General features: G+C 72.5%; 24 protein-coding genes. 13 read left to right on the forward strand and 11 right to left on the reverse strand.

Annotated features, from left to right (window positions below):
* The first annotated feature begins 747 nt into the window (after positions 1-747).
* The 3 genes from ABWI07_RS00500 to ABWI07_RS00510 all read left to right on the forward strand — a co-directional run bounded on the left by ABWI07_RS00500 (position 748) and on the right by ABWI07_RS00510 (position 2,741).
* On the forward strand, positions 748-1,551 hold the full coding sequence (locus tag ABWI07_RS00500) for a Scr1 family TA system antitoxin-like transcriptional regulator (protein WP_353817222.1): 804 nt from the start codon (positions 748-750) through the stop codon (positions 1,549-1,551).
* Positions 1,548-1,742 (forward strand): DUF397 domain-containing protein, encoded by a 195-nt coding sequence (locus ABWI07_RS00505; RefSeq protein WP_149259260.1) that lies wholly within the window; start codon positions 1,548-1,550, stop codon positions 1,740-1,742. The genes ABWI07_RS00500 and ABWI07_RS00505 overlap by 4 nt, the downstream gene beginning before the upstream one ends.
* Positions 1,743-2,021: 279 nt before the next feature.
* Positions 2,022-2,741, forward strand: coding sequence for a hypothetical protein (locus tag ABWI07_RS00510; RefSeq protein WP_353817223.1), 720 nt, complete (start codon positions 2,022-2,024; stop codon positions 2,739-2,741).
* A gap of 149 nt (positions 2,742-2,890) precedes the next feature.
* On the opposite strand, the gene ABWI07_RS00515 is transcribed toward ABWI07_RS00510, so the two are convergent.
* Entirely contained in the window at positions 2,891-4,333 is a 1,443-nt protein-coding gene (locus ABWI07_RS00515; RefSeq protein WP_353817224.1) for an extracellular catalytic domain type 1 short-chain-length polyhydroxyalkanoate depolymerase, read from the reverse strand.
* Between the two features lie 347 nt (positions 4,334-4,680).
* On the opposite strand from ABWI07_RS00515, the gene ABWI07_RS00520 reads away from it, so the two are divergent.
* Positions 4,681-5,205, forward strand: coding sequence for a pyridoxamine 5'-phosphate oxidase family protein (locus ABWI07_RS00520; protein ID WP_353817225.1), 525 nt, complete (start codon positions 4,681-4,683; stop codon positions 5,203-5,205).
* Here ABWI07_RS00520 and ABWI07_RS00525 read toward each other — a convergent pair.
* The 4 genes from ABWI07_RS00525 to ABWI07_RS00540 form a co-directional block, all read right to left on the reverse strand.
* The gene (locus ABWI07_RS00525) at positions 5,189-6,520 is read right to left on the reverse strand and encodes an erythromycin esterase family protein (protein ID WP_353817227.1); all 1,332 of its coding nucleotides are present in this window, start codon (positions 6,518-6,520) and stop codon (positions 5,189-5,191) included. The genes ABWI07_RS00520 and ABWI07_RS00525 overlap by 17 nt on opposite strands.
* Positions 6,521-6,657: 137 nt before the next feature.
* Positions 6,658-7,233 carry a TetR/AcrR family transcriptional regulator gene (locus ABWI07_RS00530; RefSeq protein ID WP_353817228.1) on the reverse strand — a complete coding sequence of 192 codons (576 nt, stop codon included), beginning with the start codon at positions 7,231-7,233 and terminating at the stop codon, positions 6,658-6,660.
* 15 nt (positions 7,234-7,248) lie between these two features.
* Positions 7,249-9,366 carry a YhgE/Pip family protein gene (locus tag ABWI07_RS00535; protein ID WP_353817229.1) on the reverse strand — a complete coding sequence of 706 codons (2,118 nt, stop codon included), beginning with the start codon at positions 9,364-9,366 and terminating at the stop codon, positions 7,249-7,251.
* An 18-nt stretch (positions 9,367-9,384) separates the two neighbouring features.
* On the reverse strand, positions 9,385-10,005 hold the full coding sequence (locus tag ABWI07_RS00540) for an ATP-binding cassette domain-containing protein (RefSeq protein ID WP_353817230.1): 621 nt from the start codon (positions 10,003-10,005) through the stop codon (positions 9,385-9,387).
* 362 nt (positions 10,006-10,367) lie between these two features.
* On the opposite strand from ABWI07_RS00540, the gene ABWI07_RS00545 reads away from it, so the two are divergent.
* Positions 10,368-10,739 (forward strand): DoxX family protein, encoded by a 372-nt coding sequence (locus tag ABWI07_RS00545; protein WP_353817231.1) that lies wholly within the window; start codon positions 10,368-10,370, stop codon positions 10,737-10,739.
* Between the two features lie 214 nt (positions 10,740-10,953).
* A complete protein-coding gene (locus ABWI07_RS00550; RefSeq protein WP_353817232.1) occupies positions 10,954-12,573 on the forward strand; it encodes a serine/threonine-protein kinase in 1,620 nt (539 codons plus the stop codon).
* 3 nt (positions 12,574-12,576) lie between these two features.
* Here ABWI07_RS00550 and ABWI07_RS00555 read toward each other — a convergent pair whose 3' ends face one another.
* Positions 12,577-13,734: a lipid-transfer protein gene (locus ABWI07_RS00555; protein ID WP_502912776.1), complete on the reverse strand. Its 1,158-nt coding sequence runs from the start codon at positions 13,732-13,734 to the stop codon at positions 12,577-12,579.
* A 29-nt stretch (positions 13,735-13,763) separates the two neighbouring features.
* Positions 13,764-14,213, reverse strand: a complete 450-nt coding sequence (locus ABWI07_RS00560) for a Zn-ribbon domain-containing OB-fold protein (RefSeq protein ID WP_353817234.1) — start codon at positions 14,211-14,213, stop codon at positions 13,764-13,766.
* 249 nt (positions 14,214-14,462) lie between these two features.
* On the opposite strand from ABWI07_RS00560, the gene ABWI07_RS00565 reads away from it, so the two are divergent.
* The 3 genes from ABWI07_RS00565 (at position 14,463) to ABWI07_RS00575 (ending at position 16,663) form a co-directional block, all read left to right on the forward strand.
* On the forward strand, positions 14,463-15,230 hold the full coding sequence (locus tag ABWI07_RS00565) for an SDR family oxidoreductase (protein ID WP_149259269.1): 768 nt from the start codon (positions 14,463-14,465) through the stop codon (positions 15,228-15,230).
* 84 nt (positions 15,231-15,314) lie between these two features.
* The gene (locus ABWI07_RS00570; RefSeq protein ID WP_149259270.1) at positions 15,315-16,274 is read left to right on the forward strand and encodes an LLM class F420-dependent oxidoreductase; all 960 of its coding nucleotides are present in this window, start codon (positions 15,315-15,317) and stop codon (positions 16,272-16,274) included.
* Between the two features lie 89 nt (positions 16,275-16,363).
* On the forward strand, positions 16,364-16,663 hold the full coding sequence (locus tag ABWI07_RS00575; RefSeq protein ID WP_089310191.1) for a Fe-S cluster assembly protein HesB: 300 nt from the start codon (positions 16,364-16,366) through the stop codon (positions 16,661-16,663).
* Positions 16,664-16,783: 120 nt separating this feature from the next.
* On the opposite strand, the gene ABWI07_RS00580 is transcribed toward ABWI07_RS00575, so the two are convergent.
* The 3 genes from ABWI07_RS00580 to ABWI07_RS00590 form a co-directional block, all read right to left on the reverse strand.
* The gene (locus ABWI07_RS00580; RefSeq protein ID WP_353817235.1) at positions 16,784-16,999 is read right to left on the reverse strand and encodes a hypothetical protein; all 216 of its coding nucleotides are present in this window, start codon (positions 16,997-16,999) and stop codon (positions 16,784-16,786) included.
* A 114-nt stretch (positions 17,000-17,113) separates the two neighbouring features.
* The gene (locus ABWI07_RS00585; protein WP_353817236.1) at positions 17,114-18,220 is read right to left on the reverse strand and encodes an Rv3169 family protein; all 1,107 of its coding nucleotides are present in this window, start codon (positions 18,218-18,220) and stop codon (positions 17,114-17,116) included.
* Entirely contained in the window at positions 18,217-19,281 is a 1,065-nt protein-coding gene (locus ABWI07_RS00590) for a phosphotransferase family protein (RefSeq protein WP_160160905.1), read from the reverse strand. Before ABWI07_RS00590 ends, ABWI07_RS00585 begins: the two co-directional genes overlap by 4 nt.
* Positions 19,282-19,408: 127 nt before the next feature.
* On the opposite strand from ABWI07_RS00590, the gene ABWI07_RS00595 reads away from it, so the two are divergent.
* From ABWI07_RS00595 to ABWI07_RS00610, 4 genes are all read left to right on the forward strand, one after another.
* The gene (locus ABWI07_RS00595; RefSeq protein ID WP_353817237.1) at positions 19,409-20,059 is read left to right on the forward strand and encodes an MBL fold metallo-hydrolase; all 651 of its coding nucleotides are present in this window, start codon (positions 19,409-19,411) and stop codon (positions 20,057-20,059) included.
* The gene (locus tag ABWI07_RS00600) at positions 20,056-20,862 is read left to right on the forward strand and encodes an HAD family hydrolase (RefSeq protein WP_353817238.1); all 807 of its coding nucleotides are present in this window, start codon (positions 20,056-20,058) and stop codon (positions 20,860-20,862) included. Before ABWI07_RS00595 ends, ABWI07_RS00600 begins: the two co-directional genes overlap by 4 nt.
* Before the next feature lie 126 nt (positions 20,863-20,988).
* Positions 20,989-21,192, forward strand: a complete 204-nt coding sequence (locus tag ABWI07_RS00605; RefSeq protein ID WP_149259274.1) for a PspC domain-containing protein — start codon at positions 20,989-20,991, stop codon at positions 21,190-21,192.
* A gap of 89 nt (positions 21,193-21,281) precedes the next feature.
* Positions 21,282-26,267, forward strand: coding sequence for a hypothetical protein (locus tag ABWI07_RS00610; RefSeq protein WP_353817239.1), 4,986 nt, complete (start codon positions 21,282-21,284; stop codon positions 26,265-26,267).
* Between the two features lie 3 nt (positions 26,268-26,270).
* On the opposite strand, the gene ABWI07_RS00615 is transcribed toward ABWI07_RS00610, so the two are convergent.
* On the reverse strand, positions 26,271-26,771 hold the full coding sequence (locus ABWI07_RS00615) for a CGNR zinc finger domain-containing protein (RefSeq protein WP_200841849.1): 501 nt from the start codon (positions 26,769-26,771) through the stop codon (positions 26,271-26,273).
* Between the last annotated feature and the right edge of the window lie 22 nt (positions 26,772-26,793).

The raw sequence follows: 26,793 nt of genomic DNA on the forward strand, positions 1-26,793 counted from the left end.
GACGTTGTTGCTTGTGGCGGTACCTCTGGCGTGCGGGGGGAGCGGTGCGCTGTGGGTGGCGTGGCGTTGCCGGCGTGGTTGTCGGCGCGCGACTGCATCGCAGGAATGGGCGTGCTCTGCCACTGGGTGTGCAAGCTCTTATGGTCCGCGTCTTCCTGTGTAAAGGTAAAGCGCTCGGGAGAGGGGCCCGGACCAGGGGTCAGATTCCGGGCCCTCCCCATGCTTCGCGTCTCAAAGCGGGTTGAGCTTGATGGATCACCTGCCTTTCCTGTGACGAGTACCGCCAGGCGATGACGGGGAGGAACTCGCCTACTCCGTATCCCTGGATGGTCTGGCTTGGACGAGGTAGTCCCTGTACTTCTCGTCCTCACGTTCCATGAGCACCTTCAGCCGCTCTAATGAGTCGGCTACCAGGCACGATTGAAGGCCGAACTCGACCTCGGCCTGCCCCAGCGGCCTTCGGGTGAAGACGGTCGGCTTTCCGGTTCGCTCGGAGAGGTAGGGGCAGGCCCATCGCCCTTCGGGCCGCGGAGGGCACGGGAGCGGGTCCTCATGGCTGATGTGCGGGATGTCTGAACTGCGACTATTCGGGGAAATGTGCGGGGGCATCGCGCTTCCAATTTCTTTGCGTCTCCACCTCTTTCGATGCACATCCTCAAGCATCGAGTTACGCTCGGATATGGAACCGCGCCTACAGATCCCCCCGTGCACCTACAAAGTGGTGTAGGTGGCCAGAGAGGTTCGCGTATGTCCGATATCGACCCCATGGTCTCCGCCCTCGACTTCTACCTCTTCCACATGAAGCGGCTGAGGGAGGGGGCGGGTCTCTCGCAAGAGGCTCTCGGTGTGAAGGTCGGGTACACCGGCAAGTTCGTCGGCCTCGTGGAGACCAAGAAGCGCCGTCCCAACACCAAGCTCTCGGTCGCCATGGACGCGCTGTTCGAGATCCCGAAGTTCTTCGAGGCGATGCTTCCGCGCATCGCCGAGGAGGCCGGCCTCCCGCCCGGCTTCTGGGAGTACGTCGAGGAGGAGGCCCGAGCATCCCGGATCCGGATGTACAACCAGAACTACATCCCCGGGCTGCTCCAAACCGAGGACTACGCCAGAGCAGTGGTGAAAGCTGGGAGGCGGCCCGACAAGGTGGAGGAGTTGGTTGCCACTCGAATGGGCCGACAGGAGATCCTCCTACAGGAGCTTCCGCCGAATGTCGTCGTGCTCTTAGAAGAAGGAGTTCTTCGGAAGGTGGCGGGGGACCTGGAAACCACCAGGCAGCAACTCTCTCGACTGCTCAAGCTGATCCAAGAGCCGAATATCTCGATCTACGTCATCCCGACCAACGCGCAAGTCTTTCCGGAGAGCAGTTTCACTGTGCTGTCCTTCGACAAAGAGCCCGACCTCGGCTACGAGGAATCCGTGGGAGGCCGAGGCCGCCTTCTGGAGGCGGGCCTACAAGTGACCGAGCTAGGGGTAGGGTTCGAAACGATCAGGGAATCCGCCCTGACGGCAGTGGACTCCGAGGCTCTGATCCGATCGTTGGTGGAGGGTGCATGAGCAAGCAGGCCACGTGGCGTAAGAGCAGTTACAGCGGCGGTGAGGGCGGCCAGTGCGTCGAGCTGGCCTCTCTGGACGGCTCCGTCGGCATTCGGGACAGCAGGGACCCCTCCGGGCCCGCCTTGCGGGTGGGCCGTGACGCTCTCGGTGGGCTCGTCGGGCGGATCAAGGCGGGCGAGTTCGACCTTTAAGGCCCGGCGTGCATTGTAGGTAGGCGCGAGCCGTCTCGCTTCAGGGGCACCGTGTTCGCGGTCGATGCAAGATTGCTCCGGCGTGGCGGGGCCGCCGCGCCGGAGCGTCGGTTGCTCGTGCGGAGGGACGCATCAGTCCATGTGGTCCGTGAGATCCTTCGCCGTGTCGGCTTGGTCGCCGTGGATCGACAACCGGGATCGGAAACGTTCGGCCAGGGTAACCACGGGAAACCAGGGCCTCCCCGTGTGATGGCGGTACCGAAGTGGTAAAGACCGCTCATGGGCCTTTTCCCCGATTCGAATCCGTCGAACGAAGATCAGTCGGACGGTGCCGGCGAGTCGCGCGGTCAAGGGCCGCGGCGCGGGCTCAGCGAGGCCATGCTCATAGCGATCATGTCCGCGGTCGTTTCGATCGGGTCTCTCGCGGTCACCACCTACGTCACGCTCACGCAGAACGACCGGCAGAACCGCAGTCAGCTCTCCAGCGAGGAGAGAAAGCGGATCGACGAGACGTCTCGGGAGTTCTCAGGTGCGGCCATCAAATACCATGCCAAGGTCGTGGGCCTGATCAAGAAGAAAAGCATGAAGACCGTCATCTCTCACGGGGGCGACTACGGTGATCCGCGCGGGACGCATGGCCTTTCGGATGAAATGACAAGGAAGTACGCAGACCTCCTGAGGCTCCTCCAGGAAACGTCCCGTCGGCAGGCTGGCAGGTCAGCGCTCGTTTATGGAGATCTTCCAGAGTACGCCGCGTTCTACGCCGCGGCGGCGAAGGTCAGGACGCTCAACGACGCCCCCCTGCAGATAGCGGCGAACGAGGTGGTCAATTCCGTGGAGCCGCTGGAGGTGTGGACGCCCACCAAAGTGCGCCGTAAGAACGCCCAGTGGGACTATGCCACTCTTGCCTTCGCTCCGGACGACCAGAGCATGCGGGAGTTCGAAGTCGCGATGAACGCCTTCTCCATCGCGACCCGCAACGCGACGTCCGTGAAGTAGACGCGGCGGGCCGAGCGCTGGACCGGGGTGGGCGGTCACGTTCCGGTGGGGCGGGGGTTCGGTGCCGCCCGGGGCCTCGGGTGCGGTGGGAGACCGTCGTGGACGGGTCCGGGCCGTCCGGCTCGGACCCGTCCGGTGAGGGCGTTCGGTCAGCACTCTCCGTCGGCGAGGACCCAGTAGTCGGGACCGGTCTCGCGAAGCGAGTGGTAGGTGAGGACGTTCCAGAGGCCCATGGCCTGGCCCGATCCCCGGGCGTAGGTCAGTCCGACCTGGACGTAGGCGCGGCCGGCGACGGTGTGCGCGTAGTTGCTCGCCCGCACGCACTGGCCGGACGAGCCTCCGGTCGTGGTCGCGGAGACGGTGGCCGACCGTCCGCCCTCGGCGCCGCCGGAGTCCACGGCGGCCACCGCGTACGAGTAGCCCGTCCCTGCGGTCAGGCCGGTGTCGGTGTGGGTCGTTCCGGTCACCGGCGACGCGGTCACCTTGGTGCCGTCACGGTAGACGTTGTATCCAGACGCGCCGCTGACGGCGTTCCACGAGAGGGAGACGGTCGTGTCGGTGGTGCCGCTCACGGTGAGCCCGGTCGGTGCGGGCAGGCCGGTGGGAGGTTCCTGGCCGCCGTCCAGGCCCCAGGTCTCGGCGATGCGGTAGGTGGAGCAGATCGTGTCCAGGTAGTACTGCCCGGTCGTGCCGCACTGGTCGGCCCCCGAGCCCGGGTCCACGGGCAGGCCGTGCGCCATCCCGCTGATCGTGTACAGCCGGACGGCCGGCTTGCCGGTGGAGTCGTCGTACTCCTTCAGGGTGGTGCCGCCCGGCAGGCTCGATGTCCGGCTCGCGGTCTGGGAGACGCCCCACACGTTGGTCCACTGGTCGCGGAGCTGGTCCGCGTTGAAGGGGTACACGGTCGTGTCGCTCGTGCCCTGCCAGATCGACACGCGGGGGTAGGAGCCGGAGTAGCCGGGGTAGGCGGCGCGGACCTTGTCCCCCCACTGCTGCGGGCTGTAGCCCTTCTGGGAGGTGAGGCACAGGGTGCCGCTCGTCAGGTCGGTGCCGCAGCCGTAGGCGATCCCGCTCATCACCGCGCCCCCGGCGAAGGTGTCCGGGTAGGCGGCGAGCATGACGGCGGTCATCGCGCCCCCGGCGGACAGGCCGGTCACGTAGACCCGGCTCGGGGCGCTGCCGTACTGGGCGACGGCGTAGTCGACCATCTGCTTGATCGACAGCGCTTCGCCCTGCCCCCGCGCGGTGTCACCGGTCTGGAACCAGTTGAAACAGGAGTTGTAGTTGTTGGCGCTCTTCTGCTCGGGAAGCACGAGTGCGAATTTCCACAGGTCGGCGTACTTGGACCAGCCGGAATGGTCGAAGTAGTCGCGGGCATTCTGGGTGCAGCCGTGCATCGCCACCACGAGCGGCGCCCCGGACGGCAGGCCGTCCGGACGGTAGGCGTACATGGACAGGTTGCCGGGGTTGGAGCCGAATCCGGTGACCTGCGTGAGACTTGCGGCGCGAGCGGGGCTCGGGAACGCCACCACCAGAGCGCTGAGCAGGGCGAGCAGGGTGATGGCCGACCAGGGGAGCAGGGGTCTTCTCATGGGCGCGACCTCCAGGGGGTGGGAGTGACGCCGGTCACATGCCGACGTTCCGGAACATAAACGCGGCACCGATGACGGGAAATGGAAGTCCTCCACACAACCCGGCCCCCACCGAGTGTGTGCACCTCCCGTACCGGCCCTGCCGACCCCCGACCGAAGTCCAGGTTCTCGGCCGGCTCCAGGGCAGGAGTGGGGAAGTCCCCAGTGACCGCCGGCCCGTCGGGTCAGGTTCCCCTCGATCGTGGAGCGGCGCGAAACATGACGTGGGCTGTCAGGATTTCGGGGAAGCATGGGGGCACCGGTCGGCGCGGGAGGACGTGGGCCGGGCCTATCGACAAGGACCTGCCATGCGTGAAACCCAAGAAGAACTCACAGAGCTCCAGGCCCTTCTGGACGACTCCCTCTCCCGCTCCACCTCGCATCTGCGGTCGATCATCAATGAGGAGAGGTCGCTGACCGCGGAGCAGCTCTGCCAGGTCCTCACCGGCATGTGCACCCTCGCGCTGTCCACGGTGACCGCCAAGGGAGAGCCGCGGATCAGTGGCGTGGACGGGCACTTCCTGCACGGGAAGTGGCACTTCGGCACGGCGCGCGACGCGGCCAAGGCCCGCCATATGGCCGCCCGCCCCGCCGTCAGCGCGGCGCACATGCGCGGGGAGGACCTGGGCGTGTTCACCCACGGAACGGTGGAGATCCTCAACCCTCCCGGCGGCGAGCCCGCCGCGGACTGGCCGGACCTGCTCGCCTACTTCAAGGGCTTCTACGGTGAGGACGCCTTCGACTGGGACAACGACATCGTCTACTACCGGCTGCACCCGCACTGGATGGCCGTCTACGCGCCCGACTTCGCCAAGCTCACGAAGACGTCGTGATCGGTGTGGCGGGAGTGACCTCCTGGCGGTGGACGATCACGTCGAACCACTGCCGCAGCGTGCCGCCGTCCATGTAGGACCCGGGGCCGGTGTGGGGCAGGCCCCGGGTCTGGACGGGGGCGTCCAGCCATCTGCGCACCGGCGGGGGAGCCGGTGTGCGCAGGTCGATGGTGAACTGCGCGGTGCGGACGCCTCCGAAGGGGCGCTCGAACCAGTTCGGGGCGGGGCGCGGCATGGGCGCGGTCCGACCGCCGCCGAGGCTCACCGTCCCGTGGTCGAAGGTGAAGCCGATCGACCGGTAGCGCGGGCCGTACCAGCGGCGCAGGTACGAACCTGCGGCGGCGAAGCGCATGTCCGGTTCGGGCGGCCCGACGATGCGCATCCGGGGCGCGTCGGCGGTGTGCGGGGAGGCCGCCCAGTACGCGATCTTGTCGCCGCTGAACCCGCGCCACCATTTCAGGTTCCGCGCCGCGTGGGCGTCCCTGTAGGCGTGCTGGTCGGGCTCCGGCAGGTTGTAGTGCTCGTAGAACGAGAGGATCTGCCGGGCGTTGTGCACGGCCAGGGCGTGCGCTCGGTCTCCCGGCCGATGCGGCAGCCCTTCGACCAGGTCGTACATCGCGCGGGCGTGGCGGACGTACGGCCGCTTGTCCTCCACCTCTCTGTACTTCATGACGTACTCCCACACGTCCGAAGTCCGGGGCCGGAGGAAGCGCAGGTGCCGCCGAAGTTCGGGGAGGCGGTCCGGCGCGGTCGCGGTGACATGGGCCCGGACGGCGTCGTAGGCCGGCAGGCCGGTGAGGAAGTACTCCACACCGACGAAACGCACCTTGTCGGCTCGGCCCGCGTTGAAGTCGCGGAGCCAGCGCAGCACATCGGCGACCTCGCGGGTCTGGTACTGGGGGAGCATCCGCTGCATCAGCGCGTCCAGGTCCCCTTCGCCCGTCCGGATGTACCGGTCGATCTGGACGCCCGTCGTCCAGTCCTCCTCCCACGCCACGGACCGGAAGCCGAGCCGCTCGACCAGGAGGCGGAGCGTGCGGTGCTTGAGCCGCGTCTCCTCGCGGGTGCCGTGCACCGACTCGCCGAGGCCGACGACGGTCGCGCCGCCGATCGAGCGCAGCAGCGGCGCCTGGTCGTCCAGGGGCGCCGCGGGGTCGAGGGTGCGCAGGGCCGCGGCGTTGTGGCCGGCCCACGCGGTCACCGGCTCCGTGCGGGGCTCGGCGCTCGCGGCGGGGGCGCCCGCGAACACGGTCCCGATGCCGGTGGCGGCCGCCAGAAGCAATGCCGCCTGTACGTTCCGTCCAAGGTGGTTCATCGTTTCTCCTTTCGGCCGTCATCGTGGCTCGCCGGTTCTGCGGGGCACGTCCCACCAGGGGCGGCACGTCGAGTACGCCCGGCGGCGTAGTTCGGCCTTCGTCCAGGCTGCGGCGCGGCTAGGAGAATTCGCGATGGTCAGGCGGAGAGGCGGCCTCGGAGGAGAGCCGTCAGGGTCGCCTGGACGTCGGTCAGGGGGCGGCCGGGCTGGAGGGCGCGCCAGTCCAGGGTGACGGTCAGGACCATGCCGAAGACGGCGGAGGCGGCCGTGCCGGTGTCCAGGTCGGGGCGCAGGTCACCGGCGGCGACCGCGTCGCGCAGGACGTCGGCCACGACGCCGATGGCGCGTTCGCGGATGAGGCGGGCGGCGTGCTGCCAGTCGCCGCCGGCCCGCCACGTCTCGGCGATCAGGAGCCGGGCGAACGACTCGTGCTCGCCGATGTAGGCCAGCTCGGCGGCGACGACGGCCTCCAGCGCCTCCAGCGGGGGGCGGCCGGACGCCGCGTCGCGCAGCGCGGTGGCGAGCCGGTCGACGCCGTACTCCAGCAGCGCCGAGAACAGGGCGGCCTTGCTGCCGAAGTTGTAGTAGACGGTGCCCTTGGCCACGCCGGCGCGCTCGGCGATCTGGTCGACGGTCGTCGCGGCGAGCCCGCTCTCGGCGATGAGTTCGATCGCCGCGGTGAACAGCTTCTCCCGGGTCGCGATGCGGGCCACGTCCCCTGCCTCCGATCAGAGTTTCAGCGCCGGGTGCAGGCGCTTCATCGTCCAGACCCGGTTGTGCCGGACGGCCAGGGCGGTGAGCGCGAGCCCGCCGGCCAGGAAGGCGACCAGCACCGCACAACCCTGCCACACCGAAGTCAGGTCGCCGCCGCTGATCAGGTGCCGGACGGCGTCCACGACCCACGGCATCGGCAGGTACGGGCGGACGGCCTGGAAGAACTCCGGGCTCGTCTCGATCGGGTACGTGCCGGCCGCCGAGGTGAGCTGGAGCATCAGCAGCGCCAGGGCGATGATCCGGCCGACGGGGCCGAAGCGGGCGTTCACCCACTGGATCACCGCGAGGAACGCGGCCGAGGCGAGCACCAGGAACGCGACGAGGCCCGGCCAGTGCTCGGCGCGCAGGCCGAGCGCGAAGCGCAGGACGGCGAGGACGACGCAGGCCTGCGCCGCGCCGAGCGCCGCGGCGGGCAGCCAGCCCGCGACGGCGACCCGCCGTCCGGGCGCGGTGCCCGCGAGGGCCCGGGGGTTCAGCGGGCGCAGCAGCATGTAGATGATCATGCCGCCGACCCACAGGGAGAGGGGGACGAAGAAGGGGGCGAACCCGGTCCCGTAGTTCGGCACCTCGTTCTCGGTGGCGCTGGCGAGTCGCACCGGGTTGCTCATCATGTCGTCGCGGGCGGCGCGCTCCTTGTCGTTGTAGTCGGGGATCTGGGAGACGCCCTCGTTCAGGCCGTTCGCCAGTTGCTCGTTGCCGTTGGAGATCTGCGCCAGGGCCGTCTCCAGCGTCACCGCACCGCCGGACAGCTGCCCAAGGCCGCCTTGGAGCTGGCCCGCCCCGCCCGACAGGACGCCTAGGCCGCTGGTGAGCCGGGACGAGCCGGAGAGCAGCCGGCCCACGCCCGCGTTGACCTGCTGGGTTCCGGCGTTGAGGCGGTCCACGTCGCGGCGGGCCTGCTCGACCTTGGCGGCGAGGGTGGGCGCGTCCTTGGCGATCTTGCGGGCGGCGCGCTCGACCGTCCGGGCGTCGGCGGCGACCTTGCGCAGGTCGCCGGTGTGGTCGCTGATGTAGCCGTCCACCTGCTTCGCGACGGTGACGACCTGCGCGGCGGCCCGGGTGAGGTCCCGCCTGACGTCCGGGGGGACCTCCGGGTGCGCGGCCAGGTAGGCGTTCAGCTCGGCCTGGGCCTTCTCCGCGCGCTGGACGGCGGCGGCCGTCTGGGCGGGCAGCCGTCCGGCGCCGTCGGCGAGGGCGTCCGCTCCCCGCGCGACGGCGAGCGCGGCCTGGCGGATCTCGGGGGCGTTGTCCCTGAGCAGCGGGACGAGGGTGTCGCTCGCGCGGTCGACGGTCGTGGTGAGCTGCTGCATCCCGGCGGCGACCTGGCCCGTCCCGGTGCGGAGCTCCTCCAGTCCGGAGGTCAGCTTGCCGCTGCCGGAGCGGGCCTCGTCGATGCCGCCCTTCAGCCTGCCCGCGCCCGCCTCGGCCTTGCCCGCGCCTTCGGCGAGCTTGCCCGCGCCGTCGTGCGCCTGGCCGGAGCCCTCCGCCAGCTTGTCCGCGCCCTGGGCCGCCTTGCCGAGTTCGCCGTGCAGCTTTCCGAACGACAGGAAGATCTGGTCGAAGTAGCCGTGCACGGCCTCGCTGCCGGCGGCGGCGCTGATCTCCTTGAACGCGGCCTGGGCGAGCGTCCCGACCACGTAGTTGTTCGCGTCGTTCATCTGGAGCCGCAGCCCCGCCGGGGTGGGCGTCCCGTCCCCGGACGGCGACGCGATCCGGGCGCTGAAGTCGGCGGGGATCGTCAACGACATGTAGTACTTCCCCGACCGGACGCCCTTCTCGGCTTCCGCCGCCGAGACGGTGCGCCAGTCGAAGACCTTGCGCTTCTTCAGTTCGTCCGCCAGGTCGGCACCCGCGTGGACGGTCTTCCCGTCCGCCTTGGCGGGCTTGTCCTGGGCGACCAGCGCGACCGGGACGTGCTGGAGCCGCGCGTACGGGTCCCAGAACGACCAGAGGTAGAGCCCGGCGTACAGCAGCGGCAGCAGCACGAGCCCGGCCATCGCGACGCGGGTCAGCCGGTTGCGCTGGAACCGGCGCAGCTCGAGGCCGCCCGGGGTCAACGCGGGAAGTCTCATCGGGGGGTTTCTCCTCGGCTAGAGCGGGAGGGTGTGCGTGGCGAGGCCCTCGGCGGGCGCGGCGTCGTGGCAGGACGCGATCACGGTGACGCCGCCGGCGGCGATCGCGGCGAGGCGCTGCCACAGGTCGCGCTGCCGGTCGGCGGGCAGGCCCTCGTCCACGTCGTCCAACAGGAGCAGCCCGGGGTCTCCGGCGAGCGCCAGGGCGGCGCCCAGGAGCTGGGCCTCCTCGGGGGCGAGTTCCTCCGCGAGCGTCCCGGGGTCGACGTCCAGGCCGACGCGTTCGAGGGTGCGCCGCCTGCGGGCCTCACGGCCGCGGAACCGGCCGAAGACGCCTTCGCGCAGCGCCAGCGCCTCGTTGACGTGCTCGCGGACGGTCAGCGTCGGATCGAGTTCGGTCACCCCCGGCACGATCCCTAGGGCCGCGACCCGCTGGATCTGCCGGAGCCCGGTGAGCCCGCCCACCGCGACGGCGCCCTCGGCCGGCCGCATGCGCCCGGCGCAGGTGAGCAGCAGCGCGGTGCGGCCGGTGCCGGCGATGCCGCTGACGGCGACGAGCGCGCCGGCCGGGACGTCCAGCTCCACGTCGCGGAAGACCCAGCCCCGCGCGCCCCTGACGCCGAGGCCCCGCGCCCGCACGGATGATCCGCGTGCGGGCGCGGGACCGGCTCCGGGGCGGCCCCCGCCAGCCCCTGAGCCGATCGGGCGGGGTCCAGAGACGGCCGCCGCGGTCCCCCCGGCCGCAGCGGCCGCCCCTGGAGTCTCGTGCTCGGACGTCATCGCGACCCTCCGCGGAGGTTGAATTTGCACTGACCGGTCAGTACAAATTTAGCTCCACTTGAACGTCGCGAATCCATCCGAAGCGGTGACATCAGACACGTGCCCTCACGTCCGGCGTCACACGGAACAGGGGACGTGATTTGAGTCACAAGAACCGCATCTGACCAGGGAGTCTGCGAGGTCACTATTGGACGGGATGTCTGATCTGAGAGACTGCGGGAATGACCGACTCGTCACGTGCGCACCGCCGGCTGGCCACGCTCATGGCCGGGATGGGCACCCTGCACATGGTCGCTCCGAGGCCGTTCGACGCGCTCGTCCCCGAGCGGCTCCCCGGCGGCGCGCGGACCTGGACCTACCTCAGCGGCGCCGCCGAGCTGGCCTGCGCCGCGGCCGTCGCCCACCCGCGCACCCGCAAGGCGGGCGCGCTCGCGACGGCGGGCCTGATGGCGGCGGTCTTCCCGGCGAACGTGAAGATGGCCCGCGACTGGCGCCGCCGCCCGCTGCCCTTCCGCGCCGCCGCCTACGGCCGCCTCCCGCTCCAGGCCCCCCTCATAGCCTGGGCCCTCCAAGTGGCCCGCACCGCCGACTGAGATCCCGCCCCCGCGGCGCGACCGGTGCCTTAAGATCAACCACCGCAGTGACCCCGCAACGGCGTCATGCCTGCGATCGCGTCCGAAGGCAGGTTCGAGCGAAGCGAGAACCTGATCGCGCAGCGAGCCGCCAAGGCGAGACGGAGCGATGCCAGCGATCGCCGCGTTTCTCGACGATGGAGGGCCGCCAGGCCCGAAGGAGGAGGAAACGCAGTTGAGCGCAGAAGCACTCCGTCCGGAGGATCCTGCCGAGATCGGCGGGTATCCGCTGCTGGGGCGGCTGGGCGCCGGCGGCATGGGGCAGGTCTACCTGGGGCTGACCGGCAGCGGCCGGCACATCGCGCTCAAGGTGATCCGGGAGGACTTCGAGGGCCCGACGGCGCTCGCCCGCTTCCGCCGCGAGGTCGCGACCGTCGAGCGGGTGCGCGGCCGGTTCGCCGCGGCGATGGTCGGCGCCGGGCTGGACGCGCCGCCGTACTGGCTGGCCACGGAGTACGTGCCCGGGCCGACGCTCCGGCAGGCCGTCGCCGAGCACGGCCCGCTGCCGCCCGACACCTGCCTGCGGCTGCTCGCCGAACTGGCGCAGGGGCTGCTGGAGATCCACCGGTACGGCGTCCAGCACCGCGACCTCAAGCCGGGCAACGTGATCCTCGCCCCGGACGGGCCGCGGCTCATCGACTTCGGCATCGCGCGCGGCGAGGACCAGACGCAGATCACCCAGACCGGCGCATGGAACGGCACCCCCGGCTACGTCGCGCCCGAGGTCGTCCGCGAGCAGCAGCCCCTGCCCGCGTCCGACGTGTTCTCGCTCGCCGGCACGATCGCCTACGCCGCCACGGGACGCCCGCCGTTCGGGGGCGGGCGCATCGAGGCGATCATCCACCGCACGCTCAGCGGCGACATCGACCTGGAGGGGGCCGACCCGCGCGTCGCCGACCTCGTCCGGCAGTGCGCCGAGAAGGAGCCCGAGGCCCGGATCACGCTGGAGCGGCTGCTGCGGACCGCCGCCCTCGCCGGGCCTGCCGCCGGACCCCTGGCCGCCGACCCCGCCTACCGGGCCATCGTGGGCGCCCCTCAGCCGATGCCCGCCAGCGTGCCCGACGCCGTCGCGTCGGGTCTCGTCCCGGCGGACCGCACGAGGACCGTCCCGGGCATCGCGCGCGGACGGTCGCGGGCGGCCGTCATCGCGGCGGGCGCCGGGGTGGCCGCCGTCGTCCTGACGGGCGCCCTCCTCGCGCGGTTCGCCCTCAACGGCGACGAGTCGGGCGGCAAGGGCGGGGGCGACGCGCAAGGCGGCCAGGGTACGGGCGGGAACTCACCCGCGGCTCAGGGCGGGTCGCAGGCCGGGCGGACCCCCGGCCCGGGCGGCCGCCCGCCGGACGTGATCCTCGTGAAGCAGCCCACCAGCGACTTCCGGAGCGTCGCGTACTCGGTGAAGGAGGGCACCTGCCTGCCCGCCGTCCGCACCGAGGACGAGGCCCTCTCCGGTCAGCTGCAGGTCTCGGCGCCGCGCCAGCCGTACTCGGGCAAGACCGTCAAGGTCGGCATGCGGTTCAAGTGGGATTCGCCGTCCGGGTACTACCTGGCGGCCCAGCTCCGCCCGCCGGGCCCGTACGGAAGCGCGGGGCCCGGATGGATGCAGAGCAAACCGCACCTGTACCCGTCCGGCTCCAGCGGGCTGGACCTCACCTTCCCCGCCGACTTCGCATGGGACGGCTCGGGCGCGGGGACGGTCCCGGAGCTGCGGTCCGGTGTCTGGACGGTCGTGTGGATGCACGTCCACCCGAACGGCGACGCCTACTACATGGGCTGCGACGGCTTCACCGTGAAATAGGCGTCAGCGGACGGCGATGACGGCGGAGCCGTGGCCGAAGAGGCCCTGGTTCACGGCGATGCCGGCCCGCGCGTCCTCGACCTGGCGGCCCTCGGCCTGGCCGCGCAGCTGCCAGGTCAGCTCGCAGACCTGCGCGATCGCCTGGGCCGGGATCGCCTCGCCGAAGGACGCGAGCCCGCCGCTCGGGTTGACCGGGATGCGGCCGCCGAGCGCCGTGGCGCCCGACCGGAGCAGCTCCTCGGCGCCGCCCTTCTCGCACAGGCCGATGTCCTCGTACCAGTCGAGCTCCAGGGCGGTGGACAGGTCGTAGACCTCGGCGAGCGACAGGTCCTCGGGGCCGAGGCCGGCCTCCTCGTAGGCGGCGTGCGCGACGGCGGACCGGAACGGGCGCTCGGGCTCCGGGACGGTCATCGCCGAGTCCGTCGCGAAGTCGGGCAGGTCAAGGACGGTCTTCGGGAACGTCGGCGTCACCGTCGACAGCGCCGGGATGCGCACCGGGTCGGCGATCCCGTGCTTCCTCGCGAAGTCCATGGACGTCAGGACGAGCGCCGCGCCGCCGTCGCTGGTGGCGCAGATGTCCAGGAGCCGCAGCGGGTCGGCGACCACGGCGGACTCGCGCACGTCCTCCACGGTCACTTCCTTGCGGTACCGGGCGTTCGGGTTCGCGAGCCCGTGGCGGGCGTTCTTCACCTTGACGGCGGCGAAGTCGTCCAGCGTCGCGCCGTACATGGCCATCCGCCGGCGCGCGTACAGGGCGAAGTAGATGGGGTTGGTCGCGCCCAGGAGGCGGAAGCGGAGCCAGTCGGGGTCGTCGGGGCGGTCGCCGCCGACGGGCTTGAAGAAGCCCTTCGGCGCGGCGTCGGCGCCCACGACCAGCGCGACGTCGCACAGGCCCGCGAGGATCTGCGCGCGCGCCGTGTTGATGGCCTGCGCCCCGGACGCGCATGCGGCGTAGCAGCTGGAGACCCGCGCGCCCGACCAGCCGAGCGCCTGCGCGAACGTCGCACCCGCGATGAACCCCGGGTACCCGTTGCGGATGGTGTCCGCGCCCGCCACGTACTGGACGTCCGTCCACGCGAGCCCGGCATCCGCGAGCGCGGCCCGCGCCGCCGCCAGCCCGTACTCGACGAAGTTGCGGCCCCACTTGCCCCACGGATGCATGCCCGCACCCAGCACGGCGATGTCGCGCGTCACTTGACCGGCCTCCACATCCAGACGGTGTACTCGGCATCGTCGTCCTCGTAGAGGACGCCCTCGGTGAGTTCGACCTCCATGCCGACCTCGAGGTCGTCGACGGTGTGGCCGGGGGCGACCTGGCCGAGGACGACCATGCGCTCGGCTTCCAGTTCGACGGCCGCCACCGCGTACGGGACGAACGGGTCGGGGGAGACGTACGGGGGCGGCGGTTTGTACTGGGAGTCCGCGTACGACCAGATGCGCCCGCGCGCCGACAGCGCGTACGGCTCCAGCTCGGAGCCGTCCTTCGGGCCGGTGCAGCCCGGGTTGCGGCACGCCAGCTCGTTGCGCGGGAAGTACGGCGTTCCGCAGGCGCCGCAGCGGCTACCCAGCAGGCGGACGTCGCCGTCCCCCGTGGTGAACCAGCCCTCGATCGCCGGACGGCGTTCCTTGGTCGTGGTCACGCGGTCCTCCTCGTCTCCGACGGGGCGCAGCGTAACAACCGGGCAGGCGCCCGAACCGCGGCATGTCCGGTGAGCGGGACGGACCGGGCGCCCCGATCCGCCGCCCACCCACCTAACTGACTCGTCAGTCACTTCGCTACAGTGAACCGAGTCGGATTCTGCTCATGCCGCCCGGCAGGTGCGGACGGGTGAGCCGCGGACACGTAAGCGGACACGTAACAGGGTGCGGACAGGTAAGGGAGCATGCGGATGCGGACTGGACTCGAAGGGAAGACCGCGCTGGTCACCGGGGCGTCCCGGGGGATCGGGAAGGCGATCGCCACCGCGCTCGCCGCCGAGGGCGCGAACGTCGTCCTCTCCTCCCGCAAGCAGGAGGCGCTGGACGAGGTCGCGAAGGAGATCCGCGCGGCCCACCCCGGCGTGGGCGTCCTCCCCAAGGCCGCGCACGTGGGCGACGCCGAGCAGGCCGCCGCATGCGTCGACGCGGCCGTCGCCGAGTTCGGCGCCCTCGACATCCTCGTCAACAACGCCGGCACGAACCCCTACTTCGGCCCGATGGCCGACATCGAGCCCGCCGCCGCGGCCAAGACCGTCCAGGTCAACCAGTTCGCGATCGTGCAGTGGACGCAGCTCGCCCTGCGCGCCTCGCTCGCCGAGCGCGGCGGCGCCATCATCAACATCGCGTCGGTCGGCGGCATGGTCACCGAGCACGGCATCGGCTACTACAACGCCACCAAGGCCGCCGTGATCCACCTCAGCCGGCAGTTCGCGATGGAGCTGGCCCCGAAGGTCCGCGTGAACTGCATCGCGCCCGGCCTGGTCAAGACGCACCTCGCCCGCGCCCTGTGGGAGAACAACGAGGCCGAGATCAGCAAGTACATGCCGCTCGGCCGCATCGGCGAGCCCGAGGACATCGCGAACGCGGCGGTGTTCCTCGCGGGCGACGCCTCGTCCTGGATGACCGGGCAGACGCTCGTCGTGGACGGCGGTGCCACCATCCGGCCCTCGATCGCCTGATCCGCCCTCGCCCGGTAACGACACCCGGAAAGACGCCCAGGCACCACCCGTCCAGGAACACCGCCCAGGAAAAGGGATACGCGCATGTCACGCTGGGGACTGACCATTCCGCTGACCGGCCTCCCGCTGGCCGAGCACCGTGAGATCGTTTCGGGGCTGTCCGAGCTCGGCTACACCGACGCCTGGTCGGCCGAGACGAACGGCGCCGACGCGTTCACCCCGCTGGCGCTCGCCTCGCAGTGGGATCCCGGGCTGCGCCTCGGGCCGGCGATCGTCCCGGTCTACACGCGGGGCCCCGCCCTGCTGGCGCAGCAGGCCGCCACTCTCGCCGACCTCGCGCCCGGACGGTTCGTGCTCGGCATCGGCACCTCGTCCGACACGATCGTGGAGCGCTGGAACGGCATCCCGTTCGACGAGCCCTACAAGCGCACCCGCGACACGCTGCGCTTCCTCCGCAAGGCGCTCGCGGGGGAGAAGGTCAAGGAGGAGTACGAGACCTTCGCCGTGAAGGGCTTCAAGCTGGAGAGCGCGCCCGCGGCGCCGCCGCCGATCGTCCTCGCGGCGCTGCGTCCCGGCATGCTGCGGCTCGCCGCCCGCGAGGCCGACGGCGCGATCACCAACTGGCTCGCGCCGAAGGACGTCCGGACGGTCCGCGGCGCGCTCGGCGACGAGCCCGAGCTGATCGCGCGGCTGTTCGTCTGCCCGACCGCCGACGCCGAGGAGGCCCGCGCGATCGGCCGCTGGATGATCGCCGCCTACATGACGGTCCCCGTCTACCGGGCGTTCCACGAGTGGCTCGGCCGCGGCGAGGCGCTGCGCCCCATGAACGAGGCGTGGGCGGCCGGCGACCGCAAGAAGGCGCTGGAGGTCATCCCGGACGAGGTGGTGGACGACCTGATCGTGCACGGCTCCCCGGAGGCGTGCCGCGCCCGCGTCCGCGAGTACGTCGACAACGGCCTCACCACGCCGGTGCTGGCCGTCGTCCCTGGCGGGGGCCTCTCCCAGGCGGAGGCGGTGCGGGCGCTCGCCCCGAGTGCGGACTGAGATCACGCGATCACGTCCCGATGTTTACGGCCATGGGGATCGGGGAGGGTGGGGCAAATCCTGCATGAAAACGACGTGAGGAGCTGATCGTGCTCACGCTGACCAGCGGTGCCGTCCAGGTCATCCGTACGGTGACCGCCAATCCGGAGCTTCCGCCCGAGACCGGTATCCGCATCGAGTCCGGGCTCGACGGCTCGGACGCGCTGCGGCTCTCGGTGGCCCCGGCCCCCGAAGCCGGCGACCAGGTCGTGGAGGAGGAGGGCGCCAAGGTGTACCTGGAACCCACGGTCGCCGAGATGCTCGACGACAAGACCCTCGACGCCCAGGTCGACCCGCAGGGCGACGTGGCCTTCACCATCGCCGAGGGGTCCGAGGGAACCCCGACCTGACGCAGCCGGGACCGGGGCGCGCCTCCGGCCGCCCCGGTCCCGCGCGCCGGCCCGTTCCGGGATCGACGCCGTCTCATGCGGCGCCGTCCGGTGCGGCGGCGTTCGGGCGGCGCCGTCCGGTCAGCGCATGGCTGAGACGACGGCGACCACGGCGAAGACGAATGCGGCCGCGGTGAGGACCGCGAAGGCCGCGATCACCGCGCAGGCCAGGCCGCGCGGCTGATCGTGCCAGGCACGGTCGCGCCAGGTCGAGAAGCGGTCGCGTGCCTGCCGATCCGGTCTTCGCCGGATCGGGCGTCCCGCGTCCGGGGGGTCGGGCGAAGGCGGGGTCGTCACGAGCGCCAGTGTTGCAGATAGACCGCTCCACTCGCCGCGCGCGGGCGCCGTGCGGTTCCCGGCCCTCGCTCGGCCCGGAGCGGCCGCCCGACTTCGCTCCGCCGAACGCGCCGCTCAGTCGCCGAACGACGGGTGCGGGCCCAGGGCCCAGTACTCGAAGAGGCCGTAGCCGGTGGCGGCGTCGGCGGGCTGCGCGCCGTCCAGGTACTCGTACCGGCCGACCGCGTCGACCATGCCCCACATGCGGGCCGCGTCGTCCGGTTCGCGGGTGTCGTAGGCGACGCCCTGCACCTTCAGGTCGGGCCCCTGGTACATGCCGTGCTTCCAGTCGGGCTCCAGCCCGTAGCCGGTGCCGACCATCATGTGGACGGGCAGGATCGGCGTCGCCCTCACCGCGAAGGGCTTCCCGCCGGGCGGCGCGAACCGGATCGCGGCCGTGACCACTTCGCGGGTGCCCTCCGCGTACTCCGGGAGGTATTCGGGACGGCCCAGGTACTCGGGCTCGCGGTCGCCGTCGGGCCACACGCGGGTGGCCTCCTCCAGCAGGCGGCGCCCCTTCTCGTCCTCCTGCACGATGCAGAGGATCGAGTGGTCCTCGAACTGCATCGGCGCGTACAGCCAGTAGAACGTCCCCGCGTTCTTGGCCTGGATGCCGGGCGGCTCCGACTCGCCCACCGGGCGGATGCCCCAGGAGCGGTCGCGCGAGCCCCACCAGTGGTCGGGCGTGACCTCGATGGTCTCGCCGTCCACCTTGATGGCGCCCGTCCAACGGCCGGTCTGCGCGAGGCGGCGGGAATCGAAGATGACACGCTCCTGCCAGCGCAGGTAGTGCGGCGGCTCCAGCGTGGCGGGGATCGCGCCCTCCCACGTGAGGTCGAACGAGAGGCCGTGCCCGGTCTCCTCCAGGACGACCCTGAGCCGCTTCAGCCCCTCGACGACCTCGACCCGGAACGGCCCGACCGTGGTGTCCATCCGGTCGTTCCCGAGTTCGCGGGACGCTCGGACGACCTTGTGCGCCGGCCCGCGCCGGACGACCGCGAACGCGTCCATCACGCCGAGGTTCGGGTACTGCCCGATCCCGATGATCAGCATCAGCTCGTCCGAGCACGGGTGGACGTTGAAGTAGTACCGGTCGTAGAAGTTGCGGTCGGAGGTCGTGACGTGCCGCATCACCTCCGGCGCCTGGTGGATCGGGTAGTCGTCGAGCGGCGAGAGCGTCACCGGTCCCCTCCCAGGATGCGGGCCAGCAGCTGCGTGCAGTTGTTGTTGTAGGGGAAGTCGGCCGACTCCTCGATCCAGCCGAAGTCGATCATCGCCTGCCCGATCCGCGCCATGATCACCGAGAACTTGAAGCCGGACAGGATCTCGTAGTACGCCATGTGCCGCATCGGGCGTCCGAGCAGCTCCTCGTACCGGGCGACGGTCTCGGCGTAGGACGGGAAGCCCTCCAGCCGCTCCGCGCCGACGCCCTCGGAGTGGTGCCGGTCCAGGAACATGAACCAGGCGAGGTCCTCCTCGGGGGCGCCGAGCACGGCGCCCTCCCAGTCCAGCACCGCCGCCGGCGCGCCCTCCTGGAAGATCACGTTGCCGATGCGGGCGTCGCCCCACAGCGCGACGGGGGCGTCCGGCTCGTCGGGGCGGTTCGCCTTCAGCCACGCCAGGGCCTTCAGCGCCGTCTCCTGGGGCCCCTGGTAGGCCCAGCCCAGGTAGTGCTCGTAGTAGTTGAGGCGCTGGTCGAGGCCGGGCGCGCCCCAGTCCGGCTGGTCGAGGAAGCCGAGGCCCAGCTCCCCGACGTCCAGCCGGTGCAGCCGCGCCATGACCTCCAGGGTGGACCACCACATCGCGGCCCGCTCGTCCGGCGGGACCTCGGTCACCCACCCGTCCATGTGGTACGGCGGCATGTCGGTCGGGACGCGGCCGTCGACGCGGCCCATCACGAAGAACGGGGCGCCGAGCACGTCCGGGGACGGCTCGTACCACCGGATCGGCGGCACCGGGATGGAGGTCCGCTCGTCCAGGATCCGCATCAGCCGGTACTGCTCCTCGAACCGCGGCTCGGGGAAGATCTGGTACTTCTCCGGGGCGACCCGCGCGACGAACGGCTCGCGTCTCGGCGCGCCGCCGCCGTCCCACTCGGCCTCGAAGAGCAGGGTCTCGTTGGAGAACCCGCTGGTCTGGGGCGTGTCCACGTGCGGGATGCGGACGCCGGGCAGATGGCCGTCCAACCACCGGGCGAGGGTCCGCCGGGTGAGCTCGGGATCGCGCTGGTCGGGAACGGGCATCGCACCGCCTCCTTGCCGTGCCTGCCGGCCGGGGCCGCGCCCGGACCGCGCAAAACTGAAACGTGTTCTATCAACGGTCCGGGGGGTGGTCAATGGGCCGGGAGAACGGCCGTGAAAAAATCGGCGGATGCGTCTCACCAAGCTCGGACACGCGTGCGTGCAGCTCACCGAGGACGACCGCACGATCCTCATCGACCCCGGCTCGTTCAGCGAGGCCGGGGACGCGCTGGCCGCCGCCGACGCCGTCCTCATCACCCACGAGCACTTCGACCACTTCGACGCCGACGCGCTGCGCGCCGCGATGGCCGACCGTCCCGAGCTGGAGGTGTGGACGTCCCGCGTGGTGGCCGAGAACCTCGCCGACCTCGGCGGGCGCGTCCACCAGGTCGGCCACGGCGACGCCGTCACGATCGCCGGATTCGACGTGCACGTCTACGGCGAGGACCACGAGCTCATGCACCCCGACCTGCCGCCCATCCCGAACGTCGGGTTCCTCGTGGACGGCGAGGTCTTCCATCCGGGCGACGCGCTGACCGTCCCGTCCGAGCCCGTCCCGACGCTGTGCCTGCCCGGCAACGCGCCGTGGATGCGCGCGCTCGACCTGTACGAGTACACGCGGGCCGTCCGCCCGGGGCGCGCCTTCGCCATCCACGACGGGCTCCTCAACGACATCGGCCTGACGGTCATGGAACGCGTCCTCACCAGCGCCGGCGACGAGCTCGGCAAGGAGTTCCGCCGCCTCGCCCCCGGCACCACCGTGGATCTGGCCGCCAAGTGAACGCTTCCCCCCACCTCCCCCCGGCCACCCCTCCGTCCACCGGCGGTTTCGAGCGCGGAGCGGACGTCCTGCCGCAGGCGGAGGAGCCGCCGGGCGACGGCGAGCGCATCCCCGCGCCCCGCGCCATCCAGGCCGTGTTCTTCGACATCGGCGAGACCCTCATCAACGAGGGTGAGATCTACGGGCGCTGGGCCGACTGGCTCGGCGTGCCCAGGCACACCTTCCTCACCAAGCTCGGCGCGCTGCTCGCGACCGGCGGCGACCACATGGACCTGTTCGAGTACTTCCGCCCCGGGTTCGACCTGGGGGAGGAGCAGCGGCGCCGGGACGAGGCGGGCGTCCCGAACGGCTTCGGTCCGGACGACCTGTACCCGGACGCGCGGGCTTGCCTGTCCGCCCTCCGCGACCAGGGGCTCTTCGTCGGGATCGCGGGCAACCAGCCGGTCCAGGCGGCCGAGCAGATGGCGGAGCTGGGCCTGGACGCGGACGTGGTCGGCATCTCGGACGTGTGGGGCGTCAGCAAGCCGTCCCAGGAGTTCTTCGAGCGCTGCGCCCAGCTCGCGGACGCGCTGCCCGACCGCGTCCTGTACGTGGGGGACCGCATCGACAACGACGTCCGTCCGGCCCTTGAGTTCGGGATGCGGGCGGCGTACCTGCGGCGCGGCCCTTGGGGGCACATCCAGAAGGACGAGGAAGCGCTTCGCGAATGCCTGTTCGTGCTGGACGACCTGGCCGGCCTGCCGAGCCTCGTCGCCGAGCACAACGCCGGCCGCCGGCCCCTAGGGGACGTCCCGTACTCCTGAGGTAGCAGCCCGGAACAGGTCGAACGGGCGATGTGAGGCCGGTAGTCCGGTTCGTAGCGTGAGAAACGTGGCCGCCGAAAAGCGCGGCCGCGTTCACAGCTCGACGAATCGGGGAGAGAAGAACCCATGAACGGCCTCTATCGTCCGCGTCGCGACCGCGTCATCGCGGGTGTCTGCGCCGGTCTCGCGCGCCGGTTCGGCATGACCCCCTGGACCGTCCGGATCCTGTTCCTGCTCTCGTGCCTGCTGCCCGGTCCCCAGTTCGTCGTCTACCTGGTCCTCTGGGTCATGATGCCGAACGAGGACCGCCACATGGCGGGCGTCCGCTAGCTCAAGATCAACGATTCTGCTCGACCGGGGCCCGCCCGGAGGTGTTAGATCGGGGCACCACCATTCCCGTGGGAAGGGGAGGAGCCGCGGTGCCTGACGAGGCTCCGGGCCCCGGCCGGCCGGGCCGGGCCGCGGACGAAGCCGCCGCGCGGGAGGCAGACCACGCGGCGCGCCTGCTCGGGTACCTGCGCGACCTGGCGCGGGCCCGGCGGCGCCCGTCCCGCGACCTCGCCGACCACGACCACGTCCACTGGCTGGCCGAACTGCCCGGCGACGTCTACGTCGAGACCGACGCGGGGCCGGGCGAGGTGCTGTTCAGCGTCCCGGTCATCCCGCTGACGCCGCCGGTCGTGCTGGAGGAGTTCGACGGCTGGCTCGCCCTGCGCAACTGGTACCGGGTGCTGCGCGAGCTGTCCGGCGAGGAGGCGGTCCTCGCGACGGGGCTGCTGTCCTGGCGGCCGGCCGTCCACGACCACCTGCTGAGCACGCCCGTCCGGATCGTCCTGGACGAGCGGACCGAGCGCGTCGATGTCGTCCTCGCCGGGCACACGACCCTGCGCGACCGGGAGCTGCTGTCGGGGCACCCCGGCTTCCGTCCCGCCGACTGGATCGCCGACGCCGTCCAGGCCGGGCAGGGCTTCGGGCTGAACGCCTCCGTCGGCGACGTCCTGCGCAAATGGTGCCAGGTCGCGCTGACGAGCCCCGCCGACTACCGCGAGGACTGGGCGCCCGACGCCGACGCCGCCTCGCCCGTCCCGCGCCTCCGGCTCGCGCCCGCGCTCGTCGTCCGCCCGGCGGGCCGCGAGGCCGTCGCCGACCACCACGCCCGGCTGCTGAGCCTGCTGCCGCGCGGCGTCCCGCAGGGGGTCGCGCGGTTCGTCTCGCCGTCGCTGAAACCGCAGGTCATGCACATCCCGGAGCGTGCGCCGGAGACCGTCCCCGACCTGCTGGCCGGGCTGCTCGCGCGGGGCCGCCGGGTGCTCGTCGCCACGTCCGGCCCGGCCGCGTCCGCCGCCCTGCGCAGCGCGCTCCCGCCCGGCCTCGCGGCCCTCACCGCCACCGACCCGGCCATGGCGGCGCGCGTGGCGGACGCGATCCGCGCCCGCGGCACATCGCAGGGGCCTGGCACGTCGCAGGGGCCTGGCGCGTCGCAAGGGCCTGGCGCGTCGCAGGGCTCTGGCGCGTCGCAAGGGCCTGGCGCGTCGCCGGCCCCAGGGGCGCCACAGGCCCTCGGCGTCGAGGCGCTCACCGAGCGGGAGGACGCCGCCGCCCTGCGGGTCGCCGAGCTGACCGAGCGCCTGCGCGGCGGCGAACCGGCCGAGCCGCCGCCGGACCTGCGCGGCGAGGAACCCGAGCTCTCGTGGATGCCGGTCCGGCCCGACCTGCCGCCGGGCCCGCCGATCTCCCGGTCCGAGGCCGCCGAGCTGGTCGTCCTCCTCACGGAGGAGAGCGCCGAGCGCAAGGCCCGCACCGCGCAGCGCGACGTCGACCCGGGTGCGCTGCCGAGCGCCGCCTACGTCCGCACCCTGATCGAGGCGGAGGCCGCCGCGGCCGAGCGCGCCGAACGGTCGAAGACGGAGCTGTCGCAGCGCCTGCGCGACAGCGACGTCACCCTCCTCGCCCGCCTCGACGGGGACGCCTCCGTCGTCGCCGCCGCGCTGCGCGACCTCGGCCTGGAGGGGCACCCGGGCGGGTGGAACCCCTCCGACCTCGCCGTCCGCGCCCTCGGCGACGCGCTCGCCGAGCGGCGCCCGCTCATCTGGGCCCGCGTCGTGGAGATGACGTCCCGCGCCCAGTGGGCCGAGCGCGCCCTCGCCGAGCTGAGCGGCCACCGCGTCGACCTGCCCCCCGACGCGGACCTGCGCGGCCTCGCCGCCGCCGCCCAGGACCTGCGCGCGTACCTGGCCGACGGCGGCGCGCTCAAGCGCGGACCGCTGCGGTCCGGGGCCCAGCGCCAGGCCGAGCCCCTCCTCGCCACGGTGAAGGTGGACGGCGCGGCGCCGACCACGCCCGAACTGCTCGACATCGTCCACACCGACCTCATGGTGCGGATCACCTGCCGGGAGCTCCAGTACGTGTGGGAGGCCGCGGGGATCTCCTTCCCCGCCGACCTGCCGCCCGCCGAGCGCGTCGCCCGCTTCGTCCGCGCGCACTCCCGGCTCGCCCGCGTCCGCGACGCGATGACCGCCCTCGACTCGACGCGGCGGCTCCTCGAACGCTCCGGCTTCCGCGTCCCGCTCGTCCATCCGGTCCAGTGGCACGACTACGCGGCCGCGCTCCGCAACGCCCTCGAAGGGGTCGGCGTCGGCCGCGCCACCGCCGACCTCGACGCCCTCCGCGACTCGATCGGCCCCGTCGACGACGATGATCCCCCCGAACTGCGCGCCGCGCTCGCCGCCGTCGACGCCCGCGACGCCGCCGCCTACGGCCGCGCCCTGAGTGCGCTCGCCGAGGGCCGGCACGAGCGCTCCCGGCAGATCCGCTGCGAGGAACTGGTCGCCCGCGTCCGGGCCGTCCACCCCGACCTCGCCAACCTCATGATCGCGACCGACGGCGACGAGGTCTGGCACGACCGCACCCGCCGCTGGGACGAGGCCTGGACGTGGGCCCGCCGCCGCGCCGCGTCCACCGGCCCCGCCGCCGAGGAGCGCCTCCGCGAAGCACTGGCCGAGGCCGAGGACGCCCTCCGCGAGGCCCGCGCCGACCTCACCGCGGCCCGTGCCGCCGCGTCCGCCCTCGCCCGCCCGGGGCCCGACATCGTGCCCGCCTGGATCCTCCCCCTGTGGCGCATACCGGACGTCCTCCCGCCCGCCCCCGACGCCTTCGACGTCGTCATCGTGGACGGCGAACACGAGGCGGGCGCCGAGGCCCTCTACGTCCTCTGGCACGCGCCCCGCACCATCCTCGTGGGCCCGTCCGGCCCCGACCTCCCGCCCCCCGAAGGCCCGCCGCCGAGCCCCCGCCTCCCGTCCCACCTCCACGACGCGATCACCCCCACGACACCGCTCTTCGCCGCCCTCACCGCTCCCCGCACCCCGCCCCCGCCGGACGCGCGGCCGCTGTCCGAGCGGCCGGACGTGACCCAACGGGACATCCCGATCCAGCCCCCGGGCCCGCAGGACGTGGGAGCGCGCCCGCAGGCTCCCGTCATGGGCCCGCCCGCGCGCGAGGAACGGCCGGACGCGACGCAACAAGACCTGCGCCCCCGACCGCCCACCAGCGCCGCCCCACCCACGACCCCTCAGGCCCCGATCTCCGGCAAGCAAGCGGAAACGAGACCCCGCGACCCCCGCCCGCTGGAACGACCAGAGGAACAGGACAGGGACCCGCGCCCGCCCGCAAGTCCCCCAGCCCCTCCCCCCGGAAGGCCCCCCGCGCTGCCGGAGGAGAGACGCCAAGACGCGAGAGGTCTCCCACCTGGACGTCCCCCGGGCCGGCCCCCGCACCGGGAGGACGCACGCCCTCAAGACCCGCGCGCGCTGGAACGCCTGGAGGACGAACGCCAGGACAAGGGAGGTCGCCCACCCGCGCGCCCGCCGCGTCCCGTCTCCAGCCAGCCACCGCGCAATGAGGAAGACGCGCGCCCCCAGGACCCGCGCACAGTGGCGGAGGACCGCCGCGACGTGCACGGTAGGCCGCCAGTGCGCCCGCCGGGTCCCGTCTCGGGCCAGCCTCCGCGCGAAGAGGAGGACGCGCGCATCCAGGACCCGCGAGTGGTGGAACGGCTGGAGGACGAAGGCCAGGCCCAGGGAGGTCGCCCGCCTGCGCGCCCGCCGGGTCCCGTGTCCGGCCGGCCTCCGCGCGAGGAGGAAGTTGCGCGTACCCAGGACCCGCGTGCGGTGGCGGAGGAACGGCGGGACGTGCGGGGTCGGCCGCCTGTGCGTCCTGGTGCGGGGGCGCCGGGGCAGCATGTTCCGCCTCGGCGGTTGGACGCGGCGTGGCGCGAATCGCAAGAGGCCGAGCAGCAGGGGCAGGGCGCGTCGCCGTCGCGACCGGGCGGGCGCGGTGGCAGCCTTCCGCCCCGGCGGCTGGACGCGACGAGGCGTGACCAGGTTGCTCCGGAGCCGGGCACCGAAGCACCGGGCCCCAGCCCGCGCGCCCCGGAGCAGGAACCCGCACCGCCTCCCGGCCGATCGGAGATCCCCGCGATCTGGGGCCGGCCCGGTCCGCGACCGGCGCCCCCGCAACAAGCACAGCCCCCGCAACAAGCACAGCCCCCGCAACAAGCACAGCCCCCGCAGCAGGGGCAGCCGCCGCAGCAGGCTCAGCCCCGTCCGCGGACGGAGGAACCGTCGCGGAGAGAGCGCCCACAAGACCAGCGCCCGCAGCAGGCGCAGCCCGGCCCGGGGGCGGAAGAGCAGTCGCGTACGGAGCCGCCGCGGCAGCAGCGTCCGCGGCGGGCGCAGCCTCCCCTTGGGGCGGAAGAGCCCTCGCGAACTGAGCCGCCGCGGCAACTGCGTCCGCAGGAGGGGCAGCCTCGCCCGGGAGCGGAGGAGACGTCGCGTACGGAGCGGCCGGGACAGCAATCGCGGCAGGCGCAGCCCCGGGCCGGGGCGGAGGAGCCGTCGCGGACTGAGCCGTCGCGGCAACTGCGTCCGCAGCAGGGGCCGCCTGGCCCGGGGGCAGGGGCGCCGTCGCAGCAGGGGCCCTCGCCGCAGGCGCAGTCGCCGGCGCGGGTGGAGGGGCCGCGGCCTCCGGGGCCGCAGCGGGCACAGCCGCCGCGGCATGCGCGGCCTCGGCTGGAGGGGCAGGCTCCGCAGCCGCAGCGTTCGGGGCAGGCCCCGCCGCGGGCGGAAGGTCCGCCTCAGCCTGCGGCCTCCCCGCAGTCCGGGGCGGCGTCGCGGCCGGGTTCGGGCGGGCAGGCGAAGGTGCGGCGCGGGCGGTCGATCGCGACCTACAAGCGTCCCGAGCTGGTCGAGATCGTCGGGCATATCGCCGAGCGCGAGCCGGATCTCACGGACGAGCAGATCGTCGAGCTGGTCACCCGCCTCCTCGGGTGCCCGGAGGACGAGGCGCTGCTCGTCGGGGCGCGGCTCCGGTACGCGGTGGAGGTGTACCGGGAGAGCACCCGGTAGCGGTCAGCGGCCCGCGCGGCGGCGGGCGCGGTGGGCGGCGACGGTCGTCCGGCTCGCGCACGCGTTGGAGCAGAAGCGGCGGCTGCGGTTGCGGGACTCGTCCACGTAGAAGCGGGCGCAGCCGTCGGCGCGGCAGCGGCCGACGGTCACGTCCGGGTCCCCGCACAGGACGTGGGCGAGGGCGGCGGCGCAGCTCCGGCCGAGCCACTGGACGCCGTCCTCCCCGTCGCGGGCGAAGTGCAGGTGCGGGCCGTCGCCGTCGTGCTCGGCGACGCGCATCGCGGGCGGGTAGCGGTCGAGGAGGAGGTTCACGGGGAGGGACGGGCCGCCGTCCGCGACCGCCGCGATCGCGTCCCGCAGGGCGGGCAGCAGGGCTCCCAGGTCGTCCGGCTCCGCCACGTGGTGCTGGTGGAAGAACTCCCGCCTCAGCGCGGTCGGCTCGTCGCCGTTGACCAGTTCGACCGCCAGGCGGGTCAGATTGCCGATGTAGGCAACGTAACGCACTTGACCACCTACCTTCCCGTCC

Origin of the sequence: Actinomadura sp. NPDC000600 (assembly GCF_040492135.1) — a bacterium.
Classification (GTDB): domain Bacteria; phylum Actinomycetota; class Actinomycetes; order Streptosporangiales; family Streptosporangiaceae; genus Spirillospora.